14 protein-coding genes and 2 pseudogenes are annotated in these 19733 nt (G+C 70.9%); 8 read left to right on the forward strand and 8 right to left on the reverse strand.

The features are described 5' to 3' along the window. The first annotated feature begins 42 nt into the window (after positions 1 to 42). Positions 43 to 1968 (forward strand): acyl-CoA dehydrogenase, encoded by a 1926-nt coding sequence (locus tag ABH935_RS05330; protein ID WP_370376628.1) that lies wholly within the window; start codon positions 43 to 45, stop codon positions 1966 to 1968. A gap of 785 nt (positions 1969 to 2753) precedes the next feature. Here ABH935_RS05330 and ABH935_RS05335 read toward each other — a convergent pair. From ABH935_RS05335 to ABH935_RS05360, 6 genes and pseudogenes are all read right to left on the reverse strand, one after another. Further along, on the reverse strand, positions 2754 to 4484 hold the full coding sequence (locus ABH935_RS05335) for a thiamine pyrophosphate-dependent enzyme (RefSeq protein ID WP_370376629.1): 1731 nt from the start codon (positions 4482 to 4484) through the stop codon (positions 2754 to 2756). A 112-nt stretch (positions 4485 to 4596) separates the two neighbouring features. Then, positions 4597 to 4776 carry a hydrophobic protein gene (locus ABH935_RS05340; RefSeq protein WP_370376630.1) on the reverse strand — a complete coding sequence of 60 codons (180 nt, stop codon included), beginning with the start codon at positions 4774 to 4776 and terminating at the stop codon, positions 4597 to 4599. 156 nt (positions 4777 to 4932) lie between these two features. Next, positions 4933 to 5484 carry an RICIN domain-containing protein gene (locus ABH935_RS05345; protein ID WP_370376631.1) on the reverse strand — a complete coding sequence of 184 codons (552 nt, stop codon included), beginning with the start codon at positions 5482 to 5484 and terminating at the stop codon, positions 4933 to 4935. A gap of 148 nt (positions 5485 to 5632) precedes the next feature. After that, positions 5633 to 6588 (reverse strand): annotated as a pseudogene (locus ABH935_RS05350) (undecaprenyl-diphosphate phosphatase). A 143-nt stretch (positions 6589 to 6731) separates the two neighbouring features. Further along, complete coding sequence (locus ABH935_RS05355) at positions 6732 to 7469, reverse strand: HU family DNA-binding protein (protein WP_370376632.1); 738 nt, start codon at positions 7467 to 7469, stop codon at positions 6732 to 6734. Positions 7470 to 7649: 180 nt separating this feature from the next. Continuing rightward, complete coding sequence (locus tag ABH935_RS05360; protein WP_370376633.1) at positions 7650 to 8096, reverse strand: MarR family winged helix-turn-helix transcriptional regulator; 447 nt, start codon at positions 8094 to 8096, stop codon at positions 7650 to 7652. A 41-nt stretch (positions 8097 to 8137) separates the two neighbouring features. Here ABH935_RS05360 and ABH935_RS05365 point away from each other — a divergent pair, with 41 nt between their 5' ends. Together ABH935_RS05365 and ABH935_RS05370 are read left to right on the forward strand one after the other, a co-directional pair. Beyond that, a complete protein-coding gene (locus tag ABH935_RS05365) occupies positions 8138 to 8728 on the forward strand; it encodes a YbhB/YbcL family Raf kinase inhibitor-like protein (protein ID WP_370376634.1) in 591 nt (196 codons plus the stop codon). A 52-nt stretch (positions 8729 to 8780) separates the two neighbouring features. Next, on the forward strand, positions 8781 to 9977 hold the full coding sequence (locus ABH935_RS05370) for an FAD-dependent oxidoreductase (protein ID WP_370376635.1): 1197 nt from the start codon (positions 8781 to 8783) through the stop codon (positions 9975 to 9977). A gap of 78 nt (positions 9978 to 10055) precedes the next feature. On the opposite strand, the gene ABH935_RS05375 is transcribed toward ABH935_RS05370, so the two are convergent. Then, on the reverse strand, positions 10056 to 10922 hold the full coding sequence (locus ABH935_RS05375) for an aldo/keto reductase (protein WP_370376636.1): 867 nt from the start codon (positions 10920 to 10922) through the stop codon (positions 10056 to 10058). A 226-nt stretch (positions 10923 to 11148) separates the two neighbouring features. Between ABH935_RS05375 and ABH935_RS05380 the strand changes: the two genes are divergently transcribed. The 4 genes and pseudogenes from ABH935_RS05380 (at position 11149) to ABH935_RS05395 (ending at position 15446) form a co-directional block, all read left to right on the forward strand. Next, positions 11149 to 11589, forward strand: a complete 441-nt coding sequence (locus ABH935_RS05380) for a 4-oxalocrotonate tautomerase family protein (RefSeq protein WP_370376637.1) — start codon at positions 11149 to 11151, stop codon at positions 11587 to 11589. Between the two features lie 128 nt (positions 11590 to 11717). Next, positions 11718 to 12905, forward strand: a complete 1188-nt coding sequence (locus ABH935_RS05385) for a hypothetical protein (protein WP_370376638.1) — start codon at positions 11718 to 11720, stop codon at positions 12903 to 12905. 237 nt (positions 12906 to 13142) lie between these two features. After that, a pseudogene (locus ABH935_RS05390) lies at positions 13143 to 14339 on the forward strand (S8 family serine peptidase); the annotation flags it as partial. Between the two features lie 912 nt (positions 14340 to 15251). Next, complete coding sequence (locus ABH935_RS05395; protein WP_370376639.1) at positions 15252 to 15446, forward strand: hypothetical protein; 195 nt, start codon at positions 15252 to 15254, stop codon at positions 15444 to 15446. A 44-nt stretch (positions 15447 to 15490) separates the two neighbouring features. Here the strand turns inward: ABH935_RS05395 and ABH935_RS05400 are convergent, their stop codons facing one another. After that, complete coding sequence (locus ABH935_RS05400; protein ID WP_370376640.1) at positions 15491 to 16684, reverse strand: alpha/beta hydrolase; 1194 nt, start codon at positions 16682 to 16684, stop codon at positions 15491 to 15493. Positions 16685 to 17031: 347 nt separating this feature from the next. Here ABH935_RS05400 and ABH935_RS05405 point away from each other — a divergent pair, with 347 nt between their 5' ends. Next, entirely contained in the window at positions 17032 to 19659 is a 2628-nt protein-coding gene (locus tag ABH935_RS05405) for an AAA family ATPase (RefSeq protein ID WP_370376641.1), read from the forward strand. The last annotated feature ends 74 nt before the right edge of the window (positions 19660 to 19733 follow it).

The raw sequence follows: 19733 nt of genomic DNA on the forward strand, positions 1-19733 counted from the left end.
CATCGGAGCGGTATCAGCCGCTCGCGAACGGAGGAATGCCCCATGCCGCCGCTGCCCGCCGCCGTCGATCCGCAGGCTCTGACCTCCGTCCTGGACGGCCGCTGGGCCCTCCTGCGCGCCGACATCCGAGCCCAGATGGCGGCCGAGCCCTACCGGGACGCCGTCGACCTCGGCGTGGAAGCGCACCGAGCCAGGGCCTTCGAGCAGCTCCAGGCGCTCGCCGCGACCGACCGCCCCGGGCTCGGCTTCGACAAGGCGTACGGCGGCGGGGGCGACATCGGCGGCTCGGTCGTCTCCTTCGAGATGCTCGGCTTCGGCGACCTCTCGCTGATGGTCAAGGCCGGCGTGCAGTGGGGCCTGTTCGGCGGCGCCGTGCAGCTGCTTGGCACCCAGCGGCACCATGAGCGCTACCTGCGCCGCATCAAGGATCTGGACCTGCTCGGCTGCTTCGCGATGACCGAGCACGGCCACGGCTCCGACGTCCAGCACCTGCGGACCACCGCGACGTACGACCCGGCGGGTGGGGAGGCTGGGGAGGCTGGGGAGTTCGTCGTCCACACGCCGGACCGCGGCGCCACGAAGGAGTACATTGGGAACGCCGCGCGCGACGGTCGCGCGGCGGTGGTGTTCGCGCAGCTGGTCACGGGCGGCGAGTCGCGCGGCGTGCACGCCTTCTTCGTCCCGATCCGCGACGACGCCGGCGATCCGGCGCCCGGCGTCACCATCGAGGACTGCGGCCCCAAGGCCGGCCTCAACGGCGTCGACAACGGCCGGCTGACCTTCGACCACGTCCGCATCCCGCGCGAGGCCCTGCTCAACCGCTTCGGCGACGTCGCCCCCGACGGCACCTACAGCAGCCCGATCGAGGGCGACGCCCGCCGCTTCTTCACTATGCTCGGCACCCTGATCCGGGGCCGGGTCAGCGTCGGCGGAAGCGCCGGCAGCGCGACCAAGCGCGCGCTGGCGCTCGCCGTCCGCTACGCCGAGCAGCGCCGCCAGTTCACGAAGCCGGACGGCGAGGAGGTCGTGATCCTCGACTACCTAGGCCACCAGCGCAAACTACTGCCCGCCCTGGCCACCACCTACGCACTGCACTTCGCCCAGGACGAACTCGTCGCCGCGCTCCACGACACCGCCGCCGACGCGCCCGACGCGCCCGACGCGCCCGACGAGGGCCAGCGCGAGCTGGAGTCGCGGGCCGCCGGCCTGAAGGTCGCCAACACCTGGCACGCCACCGCCGCGATCCAGGCCGCCCGCGAGGCCTGCGGCGGCGCCGGCTACCTCGCCGAGAACCTGCTGCCGGGGCTGAAGGCCGACACCGACGTGTTCACCACGTTCGAGGGCGACAACACGGTCCTGCTCCAGCTGGTCGCCAAGGGCCTGCTGACCGGTTATAAGGACTCCTTCCAGAACCTCAGCCCACTGGCGACGGCGCGCTTCGTCGCCGAACGCGTCCTCGGCGCGGTCGCCGAGCGGACCGCGGCGCGGAAGGTGGTCGACCGCTTGAGCGAGGGCGACGACCGCGCGGCGCTGGGTGATAGGGAGTGGCAGCTCAAGCTGTTCGAGGACCGGGAGCAGCACGTGCTGGAAGGCGTCGCGGATCGGTTGCGCAAGGCGGGGGAGGATCCGTTCGGGGTGTTCAACGCGGCGCAGGATCATGTGCTGCGGGCTGGGCGTGTGCATGTGGATCGTCTGGTGTTGGAGGCGTTCGTTCGCGCGATCGGGCGGTGCTCGGATGCTGGCGCTAAGGCGGTGCTGGAGCGGGTGTGCGATCTGTACGCGTTGGCGAATATTGAGGCTGACCGGGCTTGGTTTCTGGAGCATGGGCGGTTGAGCGCTGGGCGGTCGAAGGCGGTTATTGCGGCGGTGAACGCGTTGTGTGGTGAGTTGCGGCCGCATGCGCGGGTGTTGGTGGATGGTTTTGGGATTCCTGAGCAGTATTTGGCGGCGGGGATGCTTGAGGGGTGATGGGGGGTGTGGGGTCGGTGGCGCGTGCTATATCTGTGTATAAGGGGCGATAATTCCATAACAAAATGCCGCCATGCCTGACTCGCGCGCTGCGGGTCATGGGCCACTGCCGTTTGTCGGCAGGCGGCGGTGTGCTCGTGGGGTACAGGCGATTTTTACGGCTTCGCGCACGGTTTGATGACCTCGCAGGGGGACGCAGTTCGGTTGTGCCCCGCGTGTCGCGCTGGCGGCCGCCGGTTTTCGCTGACACGACCACGCGGTGGTTCAGGCTTCTGCGGCAGTGCGCTGGCGGCTGCCGGGTTTCATGTCCACGACCGCGCGGCGGTCCGAGTCACTGCGCATGTCGTAGGCGGCAATCGTCGGGCGTGGTGGGCGCCTTGAGGCCTCCGGCGGGCGCTCTACAGCGAGGGGGCGACCCGCGCGTCCGGCGGCTCGGCGGCGGTCCGCGACTGGTCGGCTTTCTGTCCGCTCGGGGTCGCGCTGCGCTGTTTGCTGGCGGTCGCTGCTTGTGGTCACCAGGGTTCTGGGTCCCTCGCCGCGTCGTCGCCGTAAACGGAACCAGCCCGGTCCGGTGGTGTAAAGCCGGATCGCTGCTGCTGTGGTCCGGTTTCGTCCGGCTTGACACCACCGGCCCGGGCAGGTTGGCAGAGCCCGCCGACGCGGCGAGGGACCCAGAACCAACACCCCGCATGGTCCGGTCGGACACGACTCACCACGTGGCTGGCCACGCGGGCCCCGTCACCAAGGCCCCGGGACACCGGGTCCCGGGGCCGTTCGGCGTCGTGTCAGGGCTTGGCGCCCCTGCTGACGATCCCTTCCTTCACCTTCGCGATGGCGAAGCCCCAGGCCTGGTCGGCGCTTGCCTTCGGTGGCAGTGCGATCTCCTCGGGGTTCGTGACCACGTCCAGCAAGTACGGCCCTGGCGACGCCAGTGCCGCCACCACTGCGGCCTCCAGCTCCTGCGGCTCGGTGACTCGTGCTGCTGGCATTCCCACGGCGGTGGCTACGCCGGCCAGGTTCGGGTTGGCTAGTTCGGTGCCGAACTCGGGTAGGCCGCCTTGTTCCTGCTCCAGCTTGACCATGCCCAGGCGGCCGTTGTCGAAGACGATGAGCTTGACCGGTAGTTCGTAGGCGACTGCGGTCAGTAGTTCGCCCAGCAGCATTGTCAGGCCGCCGTCGCCGCAGAATGCGATGACGGGTCGTTTCCGGTCCAGTGCGGCGGCGCCGAGGGCCTGCGGGAGTGCGTTCGCCATTGAGCCGAGGTTGAATGATCCGATTAGTCGACGGGTGCCGCGCATTGTCACGCAGCGGGCCAGCCAGACGGTGGACATGCCGGTGTCGGTGGTGAACACGGCGTTGTCTGGGGCGTGGGTGTCGACGAACGTGGCGAGTGCCTCGGGGCGGATCTTGGCTTCGGTGTTGTCGAGGCGCGAGCGCACCTTGCCTACCAGGCTGTGGTCGAAGTCTGGGTCCGTGAGCTTGCGCTGACGGCCTTGCCAGTGCTCGTAGTCCGAGCGCGCGTGCTCCAGGTGGCTGCGCGATTCCTTGCCGCGGAGCCGCTTCAGCAGTGCGCTGATGCTCAGGCCGGCGTCGCCGACGATTCCGACGTCCACCGGGGTGCGGCGGCCGATGTGGTCGGCGTGCGAGTCGATCTGGATGGTCGGGGTCGCGGCGGGGAGCCATTCGGGGTAGGGGAAGTCCGTGCCGATCATGAGGAGCGCGTCGGCTGCCTCGAATGCCTCGCGGGTGGCGGGGTTGCCGATCAGGCCGCTTTGGCCGATCTGGAAGGGGTTGTCGGCTTCCAGGCCTTCCTTCGCCTTCAGCGTCAGGACCATCGGGGCGGCCAGCCGGTCGGCCAGTTCCAGGAGCGCGGCGCGGTAGTCCCGGGCCCCGGCGCCGACCAGCATGGTCACGGTCTTGGCGTCGTCGAGGAGCTGTACGGCGCGGGTGATCTCGCCGTCGTCCGGTGTCAGGCGAGCCGGCACGCGTGTGATGTGGACGACGCTGTCCTTGGCGACCTCCGTGGAGCCGATGTCGCCGGGCAGTGTAAGGACGGAGACCCCCGGCTTGGCGTACGCGGTCTGCACGGCCTGCTCCAGTACCCGCGGCATCTGGCTCGCGCTGGTCACCGTGTGCCGGAAGGCGGCGACGTCGCGGAACACCGCGTCGTTGTCGACCTCCTGGAAGTAGTCGGCGCCCAACTCGGCCGACGGCACCTGGCCGCAGATGGCCAGTACCGGCGCGTGCGACTTCTTGGCGTCGTACAGGCCGTTGAGCAGGTGCAGCGAGCCCGGCCCCACGGTGCCCATGCAGACCCCGATGGTGCCGGTCAGCTGCGCCTGCGCGCTCGCGGCGAATGCCGCGGCCTCCTCGTGCCGCGTGCCGATCCACTCGACGCGCTCCTCGCGGCGGATCGCGTCGGTCACGGGGTTGAGCGCGTCCCCGACCACGCCCCACACGGTGCGTACTCCGAGGTCGGCCAAGCCGGTGACGATCTGTTCGGCGACGGTGGTCATGGCGTCCTCCTCATGACGTCTTCCTCATGGCGTCCTCCTCGTGGTGGGGAGCCGACGGTGCGAGCGCGCAGCTCGGGGCCGGCCCGAGCGCTCGGGCCGGCCCCGCAAGCTGCTACCAGCGCCCGTACCAGCGGCGACGGCCACCACCGGCGGCCGCTTCGCCGCGGCGGATGCCGAAGCCGATCAGCCACGCGGCGAACACGATTACGGCGATCACCCACAGTGCGTGGACGGCGAAGCCGAGGCCGCCGAGCACGAGGGCCAACAGGAGAACCAGCAAAATGACGCCCATGATGGTGAATCCTTTCCGCGAGCTGCGACGGGGATGAATCCGGAGCCCGGCTACGTCGTTGTGAAGCGTCCTTGTGGCCCGTGGTGGGCCGTTCAAACAACTCTTTTTCGACGTGCCGCTCTCGCCGGGCTCCGGATTCCGTCGTTTCCCGCCGGATCACACCGCCGCGAAGTACTGGTTGCTCTGGCCGTTCCAGTACCAGGTGTCGATCGTCGCGCCCGCCCACGGGGAGTTGCCGTTCACGTCCAGGAACAGTCCGCTGGAGACGTTGCGGATCGGGTACGCGCCGATGGCGGACGGCGTCAGGGCGGTGGTCCACTTCTGCTGCGCCCCGCCGGCGCACTGCAGCTGGTAGACGCCGTCGCCGGCGACCCCGTCGGAGGTCAGGCACAGGCCGCTGTTCGCGTTCTGGATCTCGTACGTCGAGGCGCCGAACGGGATGAACGTCCAGACCTGGTTCGAGCCGCCGTTGGCGTACCAGTCGATGACGCCCGCGGCGGGGGCGGTCGAGGCCCCGTTGACGTCGACCAGCAGCCCGAAGGTGTTGTTCGGGGTCAGGTGGACGGTGAACGCCGAGTCGGCGTGCGCCGCACCGCCGGCGCCGACGGTCAGGGCGGCCGCCAGGGCCGAGGCGGCGAGGCTGCCGCCGAGCAGGCGCCGGGTGCGGCGGGTGCGCAGGTTCTTGGCGGTGGTCATGGTCGTGGTCATGATCGTGCTCCTTCGGGTCACCGCGGCCGCCCTTGCGGTGGCCGCGATTACAGGAGCGCGGGATACAGAGGTCTGATTCAGACCGGGGCATTACTCAATTCTTACGGCGCCGGGCGATCTTCTACGGCGCCGACCGGTCCTGCGACGCTCAGCCGCGAACCGCGAACACCGCCAGCGAGGCGATCCCGGCCAGCGAGCAGTAGACGGCGAAGGGTGTCAGGGTCCTGGTCTCGAAGTAGCGCACCAGGAAGCGCACCGAGAGGTACGCGCCGATCCCCGACAGCAGCGCGCCGACGAGCACCTGGCCGCGGATGCCGTCGCCGAGCGGGCCGGTGAGGTCCGGGACCTTCAGGATGCCGGCGGCGAGGATCACCGGTGTGGCCAGCAGGAAGGAGAAGCGGGCGGCGTCCTCGTGCGAGAGCCCGCGCAGCAGGCCGGCGACCATCGTCACGCCGGAGCGGCTGATGCCCGGCAGCAGGGCCAGGATCTGCGCCGAGCCGATGAGGGTGCCGGGGCCGTGCCGATGCGGGAGAGGCGGAGGTCGGAGGCGACCGGGTCGCCGGGTTGGGCCGCCGAGTCAGCCGTAGCGGTTCCGGCAGCCGCGGCTGAATCCGCGGCCACGCTCACGCCTCCGGCCGTCGCCACCGACCGCCGCCGAAGCAGCTCGCCGCCGTAGAGGATCCCGCCGTTGGCCGTCAGGAAGATCGCCGCCGGCACCGGCCGCCCCAGCGTCGTCCGGAACGTGTGCTCCAGCAGCAGCCCGGTCAGGCCGACCGGGATCGTGGCGATGATGAGCAGCCACGCCAGCCGCTGGTCCGGGGTCTCGACGCGGCGGTCGCGCACCGACGTCAGGAAGCCGCCGATGATCCGCAGCCAGTCCCGCCAGAAGAACACCACCAGCGCCAGCGCGGTGGCGACGTGCAGCCCGACGATGAACGCCAGGTATGGCGACTCCGGCGCGGAGACGTCGAGGTCACGCGCCCAGCGCCAGCCGATCAGCGCCGGAATCAGCACGCTGTGTCCCAGGCTGGACACCGGGAACAGCTCGCTGACGCCTTGGAAGAGCCCGACGACGATCGCCTCGGGATAGGTCAGGTGCGACATCGGGACCTCGCCGGCCGTGGTCGGTTCGCTGGACGCGACCACGGTAGGGCACGACGGCGCGGCCTGGGAACCGGTTCGCGGTAAGGCCGTGCCCTCGTTCGGCGCGGGGAGGGGGCGCCGAACGGCGCCACCCCGGCGCCGTCCTACTTCTTGCCGGACTTGGCCGGCTTGGCCGCCTTCTTGGTGACCTTCTTCGCGATCTTCGGCGACTTGGCCGGCTTGGTCTCGGCTGGCTTGGTTTCTGTGGGCTTGGTTTCGGTCGGCTCGGTCGCGGCCACCTCGACGACCTTCTTGGCGGACGCCTTCGTGGTCTTCTTTTCCGCGACCTTGGCTACCTTGGCGGGCTTGGCGGCCTTCGCAACCTTGGCGGGCTTCTCGGCGACGACCTTGGCCGGCTTCTCCGCCACAACCTTGGCGGGCGCCGTCTCCGCGGCTTCCACGGCCTTCTTCTTCGCAGTCTTCGCCGGCTTCTCCGCCGCAGCCGTCTTGACCGCCTTCGCCTCAGCCGCGTCAGCCGCCTTGGCCTTCTTCGCCTTCGCCGGCTTCGCAGCCTCCTGCGAAACCTCCGCCTCGGCCACCGCGGGCGCCGCAGCCGCCGGCGTCGCCTCCGTCACCTGAGCACGGAACGTCTGCCCCGCGTGGAACCGCGGCGACACGCTGGCCGCGACCTGGATCGCCGCACCGGTCCGCGGATTCCGCCCGACCCGAGCGGCCCGCTCCACGCTGTCGAACGTGCCGAACCCGATGATCTGCACTCGCTCCCCGGCGGCCACATGGCGCATGATGGCGTCGAACACCGCGTCCACGTACTGCCGGGCGTCCGGGTCGGTGCCGCTCAGCCGCTCCGCCACTTCGGTGGCCAAGTCCGCCTTGTTAACCACAGTGTCCCCTCCTGTTCAACTGAAATACGTCTGTGATTCGGCACCGTAGCATCCCAAAGTGTCCAGAAGGTGCGGCTTGCTCGGCAGGACACGGCCTTGTGGACCGCGCGCGACCCCGAGCCGGGCTCTGCGCCAGGCCTTGAATCCGCACCGATCCGGCCCCTTTTCAGGCCACCTATCTCAGGATTCTGTGATCTGGTTGAACAGCTCCGCCGCGCGCGCGATGACAGCGCGGTCCTCCGCGCTGAGCTGTCGCAACTGTCGGTCGAGCCACGCGTGGCGTTGCGCCCGCGCGGCGCCGGCGACCGCGTCGCCCTCCGCCGTGGCGCTGAACAGAACCTTGCGACCGTCATGCGGATCGCGGGTGCGCACCGCATAACCGGCAGACGTGAGGCGGTTCACGATCTGGCTCATCGAAGCGGGGGAGACCCGGTCGTCCTCGCTGAGTTCGGTCAGCGTCCTCGGCCCGTGCTTGTGCAGCCGCGTCAGTACCTCCAGCGCCGCGTCCCCGAGGCTGCCCTCGGGGCGCTCGCTGCGGAATCGGCGATACAGCCGCGTCACCGCGACCCGCAGCTGTCCGCCCAGGTCCTCCTGACCCGCCGCGCCTTGTGTTGCCCGCTTCTCCATGGATCATTAGTATACCTAAAGATCTACCGAAAGGTCTTCCCGTGACGATCCTGGGCACCCTCCTGCGCGACAAGCGCCCCGACGAGGCCACCTACGCCTGGAACCAGCCGAACCTGTCCGCCCCGGACACGATCCAGCTCTCCAGCCACGACTTCACCGACGCCGGCGTCCTGCTCCCGCGCCACTCCGGACGCCGCGTCCGGGGCGAGAACGTCTCGCCGCACCTGGCGTGGACCGAGCCGCCGGCCGGAACCGCCGAACTCCTGCTCCTCATCGAGGACATCGACGCTCCGCTCGGCCGCAACCCCGCCGTCCACTGCCTCGCGGCCATCGACGGAGCGCGCCTCCAGACCCCGTACGAGCTGCCGTCCGGCGCACTGGACAAGAAGAGTCCGGCCCTCGGCATCACACTCCTGCGTTCCGTCATCAGCCGCGGCTACTACGGCCCCGAACCGCTCAAGGGCCACGGACCGCACCGCTACGTCTTCCAGATCTACGCGCTCGGCCACAGCCTCGTGAACGGCCCGGACCGCGACTCAGTCCTCAAGACTCGCCCCCGAGCCCTCCTCGCCGCCATCGACGCGCCGGTTTTGGCGCGCGGCCGGATTATCGGCGTCAGCGAGCGCGGCTAGCCTGTCGGAGTCCGCCTGAACTAGCGTTGCTACCGACAAAGGAAGAAGCCTGATGAAGGTCGCAGTGGTGGGAGCGGGCGTCGGCGGACTCACCCTCGCGCAAGGCCTGCTGCGTGCGGGGATCGACGTCACGGTCTACGAGCGCGACACGGCTCTGGACTCGCGCGGCCAGGGCTACCGCATCCACCTTCACGCGCTGGCCGCGCTGGAAGCCTGCCTTCCGTCGGACTTGTACGAGCTCTGCATCGCTACCGCCGGGCAGCCGAGCACGCAGCTCACCGTGATGAGCAGCGGTCTACGTATTCTGCGAAGTACCGAAATGGCCTCGACCGGTCGCGCAACCTCGGTGAACCGGCAGACGTTCCGCGAGATCCTCGCCGCGCGGCTGGAGGGCGTCATCGAGTTCGGGCGTACCTGTGTCGGCTTCACACAGGACCCTGATATCGTGCGCGTCCAGTTCGCCGACGGCACCGAGGCGAGCGCCGACGTCCTGGTCGCGGCCGACGGCGTCGGCTCCCCGATCCGGCGGCAGTACCTTCCGCAGCTGATGGTGGAGGAGACCGGTGCGCTCTGTATCTACGGCCGCACACCGCTCACCGACCAGACTCGACCGCTGGTGCCGCCTTCCATCTGGAAGGGCTTCACCGCCATCGTCGGCGGCAAGGCGGGCATGGCGACCGGTGTCCTGGACTTCCGCGAGGCGCCGGGCGACGCGGCGCGGCGGATCGCGCCTGATGTGCGGCTCAGCGAGGTGGCGCCGTACCTGATGTGGGCCCTGACCGCGCAGGCCGATGTCTTCCCGAACATCCCGAACATCCCGAACATCCCGGACACCTCGGCCGGACTGCACGAGGTCGCGGCTCACACCATCCGCCGCTGGCACCCTGACGTCCGCCGCCTCGTCGAACTGGCTGCCGTCGAGGAGACCACCCTCATCCCGATCCGCTCGGCGGTCCCGATCGACGCCTGGCCGAGCTCCCGCGTGACCCTCCTCGGCGACGCCGTCCACGCGATGAGCCCGGCCCGCGGCTCGGGAGCGAACACCGCGCTCCAGGACGCAGCGCTGCTCGCGGCGAAACTGGCCGGCGCGGTGCGCGGCGACCAGGACGTGGTCGCCGCGATCGCCGCCTACGAACGCGAGATGATCGTCTACGGATTCGAGGCGGTGCGCGCCTCCCGCGAGGCCGGGCCCGCAGGAGGCAGCCGGCTTCGCAGCAGCCTGTTTCGGCGCCTGGCCGGGATCCGCTGATCCCGGCCCGAGGCCGAGACTCGCAGGGCCCCAGACTCGCAGCGCCCTTGACTCGCAGAGCCCCAGGCCCGCAGCCCCTCAGACCGCCTTCGTCAGGCTCTCGAACTCCTCATCGGTGAGCTCCACAGCCGCCGCGGCGACGTTCTCCTCCAGGTGAGCGACCGAAGAAGTCCCCGGAATCGGCAGCACCACCGGCGACCGCCGCAGCAGCCACGCCAGCGCCAGCTGCGACGGTGTGGCGCCGTGCGCCTTGCTGATCGTCGCCAGCGGGCTGTCGGCGGCGGCGAGTCGGCCCGTCGCGATCGGCGACCACGGGATGAAGGCGATGTTCTCCTGCTCGCAGTAGTCCACGACGCTCTCCGCGTCGCGGTCGGCGACGCTGTAGCGGTTCTGGACCGACACGATCTCCGTCGTCTCGCGGGCCTGCTTGATCTGCGCGACCGAGACCTCGGACAGCCCGATGTGCCGGATCTTGCCCTCCTGCCGCAGCCGCTCCAGTTCGCCGAGCGACTCCTCGACCGGGACGTCGGCGTCGATGCGGTGGAGCTGGTAGAGGTCGATCCGCTCCAGGCCCAGGTTCCGCAGGCTCTTGTCGAGCTGCCCGCGCAAATACTCCGGGCGGCCGTTCGTCACCCAGTTCCCCGGGCCGGGTCGCGTGAAGCCGCCCTTGGTGGCGATGACCAGGTCGGCGGGGTAGGGGTGCAGGGCCTGCTTGATCAGGCGCTCGCTGACGTCCGGTCCGTAGGAGTCGGCGGTGTCGATGAACGTCACGCCGAGCTCCAGCGTCCGGTGTAGGACGCGCACCGCCTCGGCGGGATCGCGCGGGTCGCCCCAGATGCCCGGTCCGGTGATGCGCATGGCGCCGAATCCGAGACGGTGCACCGGCAGGTCGCCGCCGATGCGGAACGTGCCGGAGGCCGCTGCCGGGGAAGCGGTGGTGGTCATGGGAGTGCCTTCTTTCCACGCACGGTGAGATCTCGTCTGAGCCGTTCTCGGCCGTTCTAAGCCGTCGGCGTTCTCAGCTGATTCAGGAGACAGTTTTATGCCTGGGCCCGCTGCTTTCGTCACCTGTTTAGGTGAGAGAAACGCGCGAACCCAGCTGGCACGCTGGTGAGGGCAAAGATCCGGGCCCCACCGGAAGCGCCTGGACGTTCGCACAAGGAGCACGGAAATGCCGATGATCGACGTCTACGCCGCCGCCGGGACCTTCGCCGAGCCGAAGAAGCTCACCCAGGACCTCGCCGCCACCCTGATGCGCATCGAGCAGGTGCCGGACATCCCCATGTTCCGCCAGAACACCGCGGCGTTCGTGCACGACCTGCCCGCCGACCACTTCTCGAACGTCGACGGCGCCGCCGACCACATCCGGGTCCAGGTCCTGACCAACCTCGGCGCCCTGGACCGCGACAAGCAGCTCGCCGTCGTGCGCCAACTCACCGACCTGGTGGCGGCGGCCGCCGGCGACCCCTCGACCGCCGAGCGAACCTGGGTCCTGCTCACCGAGGCCCCCGACGGCGGCTGGGGCCTGGCCGGCCACGCGCACACCAATGCCGAACTGGTCGCCGCCGCGCGGGCGCAGATCGCGGAGATCGCGGCTTCGAAGGGCGAGTAGCGGCGCGCGCCTCGTGAGTGGGTAACGTCAGCAACCGTCGGGGAGTCCGCATCGCCCGAATACGTGAGACTCGGGCTCTACTGGTGCGATCATGGTTCTGACACCCCGACCGAGACCGGAGACCCGACGTGACCCGTTACGCGATCGACGAACAGCGCGGCGCGCTCATCGCCGCCTGGGCCACCGGCGACGGCGACACCGCCGGCACCGTGGCCACGCTGCCGCCCGCCACTCCGGCCGACCAGCGCTACGCCGTGGCGCGCACGCTGACGGACCTGTCGGCCGCGCTGTGGCACGCCTACACCCACCCGGCCTCCGCCGCCGAGGACGACCTGGAGGACGGCAGCGAGGGCTGGCGCCGGCAGGCCGAGCGCGACGCCTTCGCCGGCGTGCCGGAGGCGATCGCGGAGCCGAACCTGCCGGAGAACGGCATGATCGTGCAGTCCTACATCGTCGTCGAGGAGGCCGCGCACCGCCTCGGGCGCGCGCTGCACGCGATCGGCGACACCGAGCTGGCCAAGTCCGTCGCCGCCGAGGTCCACATCGAGATCGCCGCGGTGGAGCAGGCCGAGCTCGGCGACCTGTCCGGGCGCGCCCGCCAGGCCGTCGTCCTGTCCCGGGCCGACGCCTCGCCGGTGCAGGTCGCCGAGGCCGACCGCCTCCTGCGCGAGAACCCCTTCGGCCCCGACGAGCTGTTCACCGCCGTCGACCCCACCGCGGCCGCGGTGGCCGCCGCGCACTGGCTGCACGCCGCCGCCAGCGTCGCCGCCGAGGTCACCGGCCAGTCCGTGACGGCCGCGGTCCTGGAGGCCGACGGCATCACCGGGCTGCCGGTCGCCACCTTGTCCATCGTCCTGGACCTGCTGGAGGACGGCGCCAGCCCGCACGAGGCGGTCACCGAGCTGATCCGCGACGCGATGGCCGTGGCCGAGGGCGAGGTCCCGAACCCGGTCGGGCTCGCGGACGCCGTCGCCGAGGTCCAGCAGGCCGTCCAGCGCGTCGCCCCGGACGACGAGGACGCCCTCGACCACCTGCTCGCCGAGGTCCGCACCACCCCGCTGGACCCGGCCCGGCCGGCGCTGGACCTGCTGGAGGACCTGCTGGTCGGCATCGACGGCTGCGCCGACCTGTTCGCCGAGTACGCCGACGACGGCGGCGTGGACGACGAGCCCGGGGACGACGGCGTCGCGGATGACGGCGGCGAGGCCGCGGACGACCGCGACGCGCGCGAAGAAGCGCGTGTCGCCGCTGTCCGCGACGAGTTCATGACCGCGGTCCGCGCCTGGGCCGCAGCGAACGCCGAACGACTCGTGTAGGTGGCATTCCTCTATTGCTCCGGATATCAACCGATGTCCGGAACTTTCCTGTGCGCCGCGATACCTGACTAATCGATACGGCGTCTTGCGCCCGGCAGGGGCGCTCACTAGCTTCGCGGATGCGTCGACGCGCGTCAGAACCCTGATTCACTCGGTTCATCCGAAGGAGCTCGCGTGACAACGAGGAACACCCGCATGCGTCGCAGGCTCAGGATACTGATATTCCTGGCGGCGGTCATGCTGATCGGCACGGCGTTCGGCGGCTTGGGTGCGCGGAGCGCGTCCGCCGTAACCACCGCCACGACCGCAACCACCACCGCGACCGCGGCCGTCCCGCATTCGGCCCCGGCCGCGACCCAACGCCTGTGCTCGGCCGCCGAGGCGCCCGGGCAGATGGCCTGCCTGGCCCTGATACGTACCGACATCGCCGGCGTCCGCGCCGCCGCGCTCAGCCCGGCGGCCAACCCCGCCGGCTACGGCCCCGGCGATCTGCGCTCGGCCTACGAGCTGACCGGCAGCGGCAGCGCCAGTGAGACCGTCGCCATCGTCGACGCCTACGACGACCCGAACGCCGAGAGCGACCTGGCCGCCTACCGCAGCCAGTACGGCCTGGCCGCGTGCACCACGGCGAACGGCTGCTTCCGCAAGGTCAACCAGTCCGGCGGCACCAGCTACCCGCCGCCGAACGCCGGCTGGGCCGGGGAGATCTCGCTGGACCTGGACATGGTCTCGGCGATCGCGCCCGGCGCGCACATCCTGCTGGTCGAGGCCAATAGTGCGACCATCGGCGACCTCGGCGCGTCGGTGAACGAGGCCGTCGCGCTCGGGGCGAAGTTCGTGTCGAACAGCTACGGCGGCGGCGAGTCCGCGGCCGACACCGGTTACGACGCGGCCTACTTCAACCACCCCGGCGTCGCGATCACCGTTTCCTCCGGCGACAACGGCTACGGCGTCGAGTACCCGGCCGCCTCCCAGTACGTCACCTCGGTCGGCGGTACCTCGCTGACCACCGCCTCCACCGCGCGCGGCTGGAGCGAGTCGGCGTGGTCCGGGGCCGGCTCCGGCTGCTCGGCGTACGACCCGAAGCCCGCGTGGCAGACCGACACCGGCTGCCCGCGCCGCACCGTCGCCGACGTCTCCGCGGTCGCGGACCCGAACACCGGCGTCGCCGTCTACGACTCCTACGGCCAGTCCGGCTGGGTCGTCTTCGGCGGCACCTCCGTCGCCTCGCCGATCATCGCCTCCGTCTACGCGCTGGCCAGCGTCCCGGGCACCACGGACCGCCCGGCGAAGTACCCATATCAGCACGCGTACGCGCTGTTCGACGTCACCACCGGCGCCAACGGCAGCTGCACGCCGGCGTACCTGTGCACCGCCGGCCCCGGCTACGACGGACCCACCGGCCTGGGCACGCCCAACGGCTTCTCGGCGTTCGCGCCGACGTCGACCGTCTCGGTCATAGCGCTGCGCGCGCACGCCAACGGCGACTACGTGACGGCCGACAACGCCGGCGCCTCGCCGCTGATCGCCAACCGCACGGCTGTCGGCCCCTGGGAGCAGTTCGACCTGATCAACAACCCGGACGGCAGCGTGAGCCTGCGGGCGCACGCGAACGCCAAGGTCGTGACGGCCGACAACGCGGGCGCCTCGCCGCTGATCGCGAACCGGACGGCGATCGGCCCCTGGGAGTCGTTCGACCTCATCAGGAACGCGGACGGCAGCATCAGCTTCCGCGCCCACGCCAACGGCGACATCGTCACCGCGGACAACGCTGGCGCCTCACCGCTGATCGCCAACCGCACCGCCATCGGCCCCTGGGAGGAGTTCGACCTGGTCACGCCCTCAGCCCAACCGGTCATCAGCCTGCGCGCCCACGCGAACAACGACATCGTGACCGCCGACAACACCGGCGCCTCGCCGCTGATCGCGAACCGCACGGCGATCGGCCCGTGGGAGTCGTTCGACCTGATCAACAACGCGGACGGCAGCATCAGCTTCCGCGCCCACGCGAACAACGACATCGTCACGGCGGACAACGCGGGTGCCTCGCCGCTGATCGCCAACCGCACGGCCATCGGCCCCTGGGAGGAGTTCGACGCGGTCTACAACGCCGACGGCAGCGTGAGCCTGCGCGCGCACGCCAACGGCCAGATCGTGACGGCCGACAACGCCGGCGCGTCACCGCTGATCGCGAACCGCTACGCGATCGGTCCGTGGGAGTCGTTCGACCTGATCTACGACAGCTGACGGGTTCCCAGCTCCAGCTACTGCGAACCGCGGGGCCTGACCGGTCCCGCGGTCCGCAGGCCGCCATGGGACGATGCCGACCACGACCTGGGCCAGTGCATGTACACCAGCGGCCACGCCCGCTCGATGTACGGCCTCGACTTCAGCAGTGACTGGAACCCGTTCCAAGCGCTCTACGGGCACCCGGACTCTTCGGCCTGGTCCGAGCTTGCCCTTGCGCTGCGCGAGTCTGTGGTGCTGCTGCTCGGGTATTCCGAGGATTTCGCAGCCCTAGTGGAGCAAACCGCTGACTGAAATCCGGCTCGCGGGGCTCGCGGGGCTCGCCGGGCCTACCGACCTCACCGAGCAGGCTGCGCGCTGTCGAGATGCTGACTGAGCCACGTGTACATCTCCGGCAGCCAGCTCCGCCACACCTCCGGGTTGTGTGCCCCGTGCTTGTGCTCCGACACCGACACGATGTCCGGCGCCGCGGCCTGCAGTTGGAAGGCGACCGGCAGCGAGTCGGTGTCCTGGTCGGAGACCGCGGCCAGCAGGCTGATCGGGGTGTCCGGGCCGGGGCGGTGGTGCGTCAGCAGCCACAGGGTGGAGTTCTGGTCGACGACGTCGGGCCCGGCGTGCACGACCTGGTGGCCGTCCGGGGTGGAGTCGCCGGCCATCTGCGCCCCCGAGCGGAAGTACTGCGGGTACTGGACCAGGAGTTTGCCGGCGCACAGGCCGCCGTCGGAGAAGCCCATCAGGCCCCAGCCGGTGCGGTGGTCCGAGACGCGGAAGTTCGCCTCGATCATGGTGCGGACGTCCTCGGCGATGTAGGTGGCCATCTGCGGCCCGCCGGGGATGTTGGAGCAGTTGAGGTTCTGGCCGTTCTGGTTGACGTTCACCGCGACCAGCACGAACGGCGTGGCCTTCTGCTGCGTCAGCATCTGCCCGAGCACCTGGCCGCCGCCCAGCACGCTGAACCAGCCGGCGGGGCTGCCGGGGTAGCCGGGGAACAGCATGACCACCGGGAAGCGCGTGTTGGCGTACGCCGGGTCGTTGTACTGCGGCGGCAGCCAGACGGCGACGTCGCCGCCGTTCCCGCCGACCCCGGACAGCGGCCCGCGGAACGCCGCGACCTGCGTGCCGTGCCCGCCGGGCACGAACGTCGGCTTGGGCACGTTCGGCGCGGCCGGCGGCAGGTGCGCCGACGACCCCGGCCCGCCGAAGCCCAGCGGCGGCTGCTGCTGGTCCGTCGGCGACCCGCCGGACTGGTTCAGGTCCGTGACCGGCCGCGTGGCCTGGTGCACGGCGACCGGCCCGCCGCCGTCGGTGCCGAGCAGGTCGTTCCACGAGGCGTACAGGCTGTAGTGGTTGTTGACCAGCAGCCCGACCAGAAGCAGCACCGTCACCTGGCACAGCCCGATCAGCCCGAACCGCGACACGACCCGCACCGGACGCGGCCCGCGGGCCCGGTTCCACAGCACGTACGTGGTTATCGGCGCGCCGATGGCGAGGCACACCGCGAGGATGAGCAGCGGCGTGCTCGTCAAGCTCATGGGAAGGGGCCTTTCGGGACTGGGGGCGCGCGTGGCGATAGAACACAGTCTCGGGGCCTCGCAACAATATCACTCGCACTGTTCCACATGAGAAGTTGATGAGACAAACCGCTCGGATGCGATGTGGGTCACATCGACTGTCGCCGGGCCGGGATCAAGGGGCTGCCACGGGGCCGTGACCCGGCGCTGCGCAAGCGTCTCGTCGCAGCTGAACAGATCCATCTGCAACCCGGGAGTTCCCCATATTCGCGCCCGGCGTGGCCTCCCTGATCCCGGCTATAAACCAGGTGAGACTGAATCAGGGTTCTTGGTAACTTGAACGGTTCAGTCGGGGGAGGGGGAAGCGCGTGGAAACGGAGTCTGCGGGCGTGCGGCTGGTGGAGCGGGAATCCGAGCTGGCGGAGCTGGTCCGGTACGCGGGCCAGGCCGCAGGCCCGGTCGGTCGGCTGGTCCTGCTGTCCGGGGAGGCCGGGGTCGGGAAATCGGCGCTGGTGGAGGCAGCACGCCGACAGCTCACAACGGTGCGCTGGTCGTGGAGCGCCTGCGACGGACTGTTCATCCCGCGGCCGCTCGGGCCGTTGTTCGACGTGGCCGGGCAGCTCGGCGGCGAGCTGGGGGAACGCTGCGAGGCCGGGGCGGACCGCGAGGAGCTGTTCCGGGCGCTGCTGAACGAGCTCGGATCGGCCGACGTGCCGGACGTCGTGGTGGTCGAGGACCTGCACTGGGCCGACGAAGCCACGCTGGACCTGCTGCGCTTCCTGAGCCGCCGGCTGCGCGACGCGCCGGTGACCGTGATCGTCACCTACCGCGACGACGAGACCGGCGGCGACGCGCTCCGCGTAGCGCTCGGCGACCTGGTCGCACAGCCGTCGACCCGACGTATCCGCCTGGAACCCCTGTCGGAGCAAGCGGTCCGAGTCCTCGCCGACGGCAGCGGCTTCGCTCCCGATGACGTGTTCCGGCTGACCGCCGGGAACCCGTTCTACGTCACGGAACTCCTCCAAGCAGAAACGCACGGAGTCCCTGCGTCGGCGCGCGACGTCGTGCTCGCTCGCATTGCACGCCTGACCGCCGGCGCCCGCGCGGTCCTGGAGGTCGCCGCGCTCATCGGCACCAAGGTCGAGCTGCCGCTGCTGGCGGCGCTGAGCGACGCCGCAGGCCTCGACCGTCTCGACCGTCTCGACGACCTCCTGGCCTCAGGCCTGCTGGTCGCGGACGGGATCTGGCTGCGCTTCCGCCACGAGATCGCGCGCCTGGCGATCGCCGAGGCCGTCCCCGCGCATCGCCGCCTCCTGATACACCGGCGCGTACTGGACGCGCTCCACACGCAGAACTGCGACGACGAGGCCCGGCTGGCCTACCACGCCGAGGCGGCAGGCGACGCGAAGGCCGTGCTCCGCTACGCCCCGGCAGCCGCACGCCGCGCCGCCCGCCTCGGCGCGCACCACGAAGCCGCCGCGCAGTTCAACAGAGCGCTGAGGTTCGCCGACCACGCCGGTCCGACTGAGCGCGCGGGGCTGTACGAGGAGTACGCCGACGAGCTGACGCTGCTCGATCGCCTGACCGAAGCCGAGGACGCCGGGAACCGTGCGCTGTCGCTGCGGCGCGAGGTCGGCGACCGGCTGGGGGAGGGGGCGGCGTTGGCCCGGCTGTCGCGGATCGCGTGGAGCCTGTGCCGTGGCCAGGACGCGGTCACCGGCGCGTACACGGCGCTCGCCGTCCTGGAACCGCTCGGCCCCACCGTCGAGCTCGCCGGCGCCTGCGCGACCCTGGCGCATCAGCGCCTGCTCTACGCCGATTACAACACCGCGATCGCCCTGGCCCGTCGGGCCCGGCAGCTGGCCGAGCGGTTCGGCGCCACCGCCGTGCTCAGCGGCGCGCTGAACACCGAGGGCGCCGCTGCCGCCGGCCTCGGGCAGGAGTGGACCGGGCTGATGCATCAGGCCCTGAAGACCGCCCTGGTCGGCCGGCACCAGGACCAGGCCGCGCGCGCCTACGCGAACCTGGTCGGCATCAGCGAGGGCCGCCTCCGCTTCGCCGACGCCGAGCGTTACCTGCTGGAGGGCCTCGTGTACTGCGACGAGCATGACGCCACCGCCTACTCCAGCTTCCTGCGCGGCGAGCAGGCGCACGTCTTCGAACGTACCGGCCGCTGGGACGAGGCCGTCGCCGTCGCCGAACGGGTCCTGAACGAGGTGGGACCGTCGGCCGTGAACCGCCAGTGTGCGCTGGTCAGGATCGGCGTGATCCGGGCCCGCCGCGGCGAGTCAGGCTTCTGGCACGGCCTGGACGAGGCCGCCGCGACCGCCGACGAGCAGGGCGAACCGCCGTACCAGGTGGCGGCCCGCCTGGCCCGCACCGAGGCGCACTGGCTCGCCGGCGAAACCGCGCAGGCGCGCCGGGAAGCGGAATCCGCTGGCGCGCTTGGCGAAGCCTGCACCTCCGCCGAACGCGGCGCGGTCGCGGTCTGGCTGCGCCGCACGGGCTCACGGCACCCGATCCGCGGCGACATCGCCGAGCCGTACCGCCAGAGCCTCGCCGGCGACGCGGCCGGCGCGGCGGCCCTGTGGACCGACCTCGGCTGCCCCTACGAGGCCGGGCTGGCGCTGCTCGACTCCGGACAGGAGGCGCACTCGCATCAGGCATACCGCATCTTCAACGACCTCGGCGCCACCGCCGCGGCCCAGGTGGCGCGCCGCGCCCTGCGCAGCCTCGGCGCCCGCTCCATCCCCACCGGCCCCCGCGCCGCCACCCAGGCTCACCCGCTGGGCCTGACGCGCCGCCAACACGACGTCCTCGGCCTGATCGCCGACGGCCACACCAACGCCCAGATCGCCGAACGTCTCTTCATCTCCGCCAAGACCGTCGACCACCACGTCTCGGCCATCCTCGCCAAACTGCAGGCCCCCGACCGCGCCACCGCCGGCCGCATCGCGCGCTCGGGGTTCATCAGCCGGGCCGCGGAATCGCTGTGAGGCGCCCCCTCCGATCGGCTGGACAGGACACGCCGATCGGCTGCTGATCACCAAGGCGGCGCCGCGCCGCCCTT

Origin of the sequence: Catenulispora sp. GAS73 (genome assembly GCF_041262085.1) — a bacterium.
GTDB lineage: Bacteria > Actinomycetota > Actinomycetes > Streptomycetales > Catenulisporaceae > Catenulispora.